Raw genomic sequence first — 4,610 nt, forward strand, 5'->3', positions numbered from 1 at the left:
GTATGACCCGGTGCTTTAGGAGCGATCATGGTTACGTTGATATCGCTTGCCGGTTTAATACGTCCGTAATGGATGCTGAAACCGTGACCGAATGCGATAGTAGCACCTGATTTTAGGTTCGGAGCGATTTCGTTTTTGTAGATTTCTGCTTGGTTTTCATCAGGAAGAAGGATCATAACCATATCAGCGTATGCAGATGCTTCTGCAACGGTCATAACTTTGAACCCTTTAGCTTCTGCTTTGCCCCATGAGCTACCCTCTTTACGGAGACCGATAACAACTTCAACACCACTATCGCGAAGGTTTTCCGCGTGTGCGTGACCTTGTGATCCAAAACCGATCATTGCCACTTTTTTGCTTTTGATTAATTCGATATTACAATCTTTATCGTAGTAGACGTTCAATGCCATACAGGTATCCTTAGAGTAAGCTCATAGGCTTAAAATTTGGCGAATTATACCCCACTTTTGCATAAAAATAGTTTAGCGTACCCTTAGAGCGTTGTGCTAACTCATCCGCTAAGGGTCTCTAAACGATCCCATGCTACAATTCACCCAAAAATAATGGAGATTTTTATGAAAAAATTTAACCTTTTTAAAGAGATTATCGTTGTCAACAAAAATGACTTTTTACGTGCTGTGAATTCCGCGAAACACTTTGCCATCAGTTATAAAGGGGAGATTGTATATGAGCCGTTTGAAGATACTTTGATTAGCATTTTTGAAGGATCGATCCCTCCCCTCTCGCCTCTCTCCACCGATCTCTCCCGACCGATTAGTTCCATGCTCGGTAACAACTACCGAATCGTAGAGGATGATGATCGGCTCCTGATCAAAGCTTCCGGTGCATGGCAGAGTATCATCGGATATAACCAAAAACGCGCTTTGTACGATGACACGAGCGGTGACGGCATCGCCGAATTTTCCGATAAGGTGTTAGAAGATACAGGGTGGCACGCAACCGAGTTTAACATCGGATATCGCGATATTGTCGAACAGTTTGAAGCACAATGTGAGGGAATTTTGCTCTGTATCGAGCAAGAAGAGCCCTATCAGTTCAGCGGATTGGGATTTGTATTCGATATCGATCATGCACGCCGTATCGGATTTGAGTATTGTGTACGAACCATAAAAGAGAAACTGGAAAAGGATGAGGATTTTGCGACCCTCACCGATGATGAAGCAGAAGCAGCGGAGTTTTTTAAAGCTTTATAAACCCTTGACAATACCGTTTGTTTGGATATAATTTTAGTGCGAGTATAAACTTTTCTGTGAATTCGATGGAGCGGCAACGCTGAGGCTGAGGGAGTAATTAACCCTCGGCCTTTTTTTTTGCCCTCCAAAGAATTCTCAGAAGGGGGTCTTTATGGATAAGATTATACTCGCGTTTATTCTTATGTGCATCTTTGCACCTATGCTTCATTGAGCATAGCCAAGGGGTTGTACCCCTTGGCCCCCTTTACTCATATAGATGAAATGTGCATTTACTTCTTTTTGTAAACACCGCTCAATATTTTTTCCGTACCACTATAACACTGATAATCTGTTACCATTTTTAGTAAACTTTATAGTTACATATTTCATAGGACCGTACCCTTGGTCATCAGTGATTGCAATTCTATTTCCTTGAATATTCTGTTTAAACTCATCCCAAGAAATTTGACATGAACCGCTTTTTAAATTGAATTCAATATCGCCCTCACATCCTCCATAGTAGATGTCCAAGGGTGAGAAGTTCATGGTTCGACATGCTCACCACGAACGGAGAAAAGCCACATATTAAAAAGCTGTATTCACACTAAAAAATTTATTGTTACAAACGCTCTACCCATAACTCTAACGTGCGGTCGGGGATGAAATAGGTTTCTCCGTCCTTGTCAATCAGTTCACGTTTGAACAGAGCATCGAACGCAGACTGTAGGGTTTGTTTTTTGATATTGAACTCATTCAATACACTTTGGGCGAAAAAGCCGCTTTTGTATTTAGCGAACACTTTAAGGGCGATTTTTTGATTGTTATTCAGAGTATCGAAGATGATTTTGTAGCTCGAATCTTTAGAGTTAATAATCTCATTCACTACTGTATCGATCCGCTCTTTGGTTACATTTTCCTCTTTTTGAAGATAAAGGAGATGAAAAACATTTTGCATCATCTTGGTTTCATATCGGGTAATCTCGCAGATAGTTCGAAGAGCTACCTCATCTATTTTTAGATGTTGTGTCACATAATCGAAAATAGCGTCAAATTTTAGCGGTAGCAGTTCAAAATGGGTCGCCATCTCGTACAGTGGTGCTTGATACTCGAAAAGTGATGTGAGGAGGTGGCGTTTGGAACCTAAAAAGAGGTACGATACCTTCTCTCTGATTTGTATCTCTTTACGTAGCAGGGCATCGAGTTTGACATCGGTGATCGTGGCAATCTGCTGAAACTCATCGAGTGCGATAATGACCTGACTCTCACGTGAGAGTTCTCGGATCGTGTGAAAAAAATCCTCCATCATCTCTTCAAAACTCAACGTCGCAATGATCGGTTTGATCGAATATTCCAGAGTATTGGGATCAATAGTCGGCTCTACCCTCACCCTCTTAAACAACGAAGTGAGCTTTTTGATTGCCGATTTGAGATCCCCTTTGGTCGCTTCGGTCACTCCCCGCAACAAAGATTTGGCAAAATCTTCTTTAGAAGTAATGTCGAAAAGATCAACATAAATACAAAGAGAAGAGTTTTTCTGATTTTCGAAAAAATGGTGGATTAGTGAACTTTTCCCCATCCGCCGTTTTGAATAGATAAGGAGATTGTTAGAATATTGGACACTCTTGGAGAGTACTGCCATTTCCTCTTCACGACCAAAAAACGATTTACCCGATGAGATTTTATCGTAGGGAAATGGGGAGAACATAGTATTCCTTTAGTATTAGAAAATAGATACCATTAGTATACTTATTACATTTTAAATAGTCAAGACCAAAAGTATCTATTTTTAAGTACTAATTCGAAGACTAGAAAGATACCGCTCTAAAATAATCTTCGCCGAGAGGGAGTCGATCCGACCGTCACGTTTGTAGCGGATTTCACCCTTCATCAGTGCTTCGGCTTCCTGAGAGCTGTGGGATTCGTCTTGGTAGGCGATCTCTCCACTGAATTCAACGAGGTTCATAAAGTGGGCTACTCGGCGGCGCATCTCATCCTCTGTCGTGCTTCCCATCGGGATACCGACCACAACCGTGGTTGCTTCAAATTCGTTTAATACTTTTTTAACATCATTGGCGGCTTGGTTACGGTTTTTGCGCTCTACTGCGCTCAGCGGTGTCACGATTCCGGCACCCGCACTTAGTGCCAATCCGATCCGTTTTAATCCTAAGTCGATTGCGATAATAGTTCCCATCATTTCCCCAGACAAAACTGACCAAACATCTTGTCGAACATCTCATCGAGTTCGTACGGTCGGCTGATCGAGGAGATGGAGCGAATGGCGGCATTGATGTGAAAGGAGAAAAACTCTAATTCGCCATCATGTAACGGCTCATACGCCTCATCAATGGAACGGACAGCATTTTCGGTTGCACTGATTTGACGTTGAGAAATCAACATCATCTCCTCGCCGTCATTTTCATAATCCATCAAGTTACTCAAAGTATCAATGAGCGTATTCATCTCTTGCTTACAACTCAAAGGGATCGGTGCGTAGTGTTCTATCATCGTTGTATCAAACGATTGAGGCAAATCCGATTTGTTCAGGAGAGCGATAAACGGTTTTTCGTCACGATACCGCTCAATCAACTCGATAATAGCACGATCTTCCTCATCAATTGCACGAGAAGAGTCAAACAATGCGATTACAACATCGGCATTTTCAATCGCCGCAATGGAGCGCTCGATCCCGATCCGCTCAATCTCATCGTGAGCGTTCCGTATCCCTGCCGTATCAACCAGACGGATTAGATGAGTACCGATACGCACCTGCTCCTCGATCGTGTCACGAGTCGTCCCTGCAATGTCGCTGACGATGGCACGTTCATAATCGAGGAGTGCGTTTAGAAGTGAACTTTTCCCGACATTGGGTTTACCGATGATCGCAACCCGAAATCCCTGCATCAGTCCTGAGCGGCGACGGCTTGATTCGAGGGTGCGAGAGAGTGTGTGTTTGATATTTACGAGTTTTACTTCGATCTGATCTACGACGTCTTGAGGGAGATCCTCTTCGGCATAGTCGATCACCACTTCGGAGTATGCCAAGATTTCGAGTAGCGAATCACGTATCCCCTCGATGTATCCGCGTAACTCACCTTTCATTTGTCGAGCAAGGATACGGGCGGCATCGTCGCTTTTGGCTTCGATGAGTGCGGCAGTCGCTTCGGCTTGGGTGAGATCGAGCCTGCCGTTTAAAAATGCCCGTTTACTAAACTCCCCCGGCTGGGCTAAACGTGCTCCATGAGAAAGAACAGCACGAAGTAGTGATTCGGCAACGACATAACCGCCGTGACACTGAAACTCAACAACCTCTTCCCCCGTAAAACTGCGCGGCGCTTGGAAATAGATAACAATCGCTTCGTCGATCAAAGTACCGTCGTTATGATGTAAAGAGCTAAGAGTTGCGTAGCGTGGTTGAAG

The 4,610-nt window shown here is 43.4% G+C and carries 5 protein-coding genes; 1 reads left to right on the forward strand and 4 read right to left on the reverse strand.

The features are described 5' to 3' along the window. The coding region (locus WA010_RS02525) for an NAD(P)-dependent oxidoreductase (RefSeq protein ID WP_422555605.1) at positions 1 to 410 on the reverse strand (410 nt) is incomplete at its 3' end. 165 nt (positions 411 to 575) lie between these two features. Between WA010_RS02525 and WA010_RS02530 the strand changes: the two genes are divergently transcribed. Further along, complete coding sequence (locus tag WA010_RS02530; protein WP_422555606.1) at positions 576 to 1,214, forward strand: hypothetical protein; 639 nt, start codon at positions 576 to 578, stop codon at positions 1,212 to 1,214. 598 nt (positions 1,215 to 1,812) lie between these two features. Here the strand turns inward: WA010_RS02530 and WA010_RS02535 are convergent. The 3 genes from WA010_RS02535 to mnmE all read right to left on the reverse strand — a co-directional run. Next, positions 1,813 to 2,898 carry an AAA family ATPase gene (locus tag WA010_RS02535; RefSeq protein WP_422555607.1) on the reverse strand — a complete coding sequence of 362 codons (1,086 nt, stop codon included), beginning with the start codon at positions 2,896 to 2,898 and terminating at the stop codon, positions 1,813 to 1,815. 81 nt (positions 2,899 to 2,979) lie between these two features. Continuing rightward, positions 2,980 to 3,384 (reverse strand): Holliday junction resolvase RuvX, encoded by a 405-nt coding sequence (ruvX, locus tag WA010_RS02540; protein ID WP_422555608.1) that lies wholly within the window; start codon positions 3,382 to 3,384, stop codon positions 2,980 to 2,982. Further along, positions 3,384 to 4,610: tRNA uridine-5-carboxymethylaminomethyl(34) synthesis GTPase MnmE (gene mnmE / locus WA010_RS02545; protein ID WP_422555609.1), on the reverse strand; the 1,227-nt coding region annotated here is incomplete at its 5' end. The genes mnmE and ruvX, both read right to left, overlap by 1 nt.

The sequence above is a fragment of the Sulfuricurvum sp. genome, assembly GCF_049305995.1.
Lineage (GTDB): Bacteria > Campylobacterota > Campylobacteria > Campylobacterales > Sulfurimonadaceae > Sulfuricurvum.

Coding starts and splice junctions, on each gene's coding strand:
- ruvX (WP_422555608.1), bottom strand. CDS start 3,384: ATGGGAACTATTATCGCAATCGACTTAGGATTAAAACGGATCGGATTG.
- WA010_RS02535 (WP_422555607.1), bottom strand. CDS start 2,898: ATGTTCTCCCCATTTCCCTACGATAAAATCTCATCGGGTAAATCGTTT.
- WA010_RS02530 (WP_422555606.1), top strand. CDS start 576: ATGAAAAAATTTAACCTTTTTAAAGAGATTATCGTTGTCAACAAAAAT.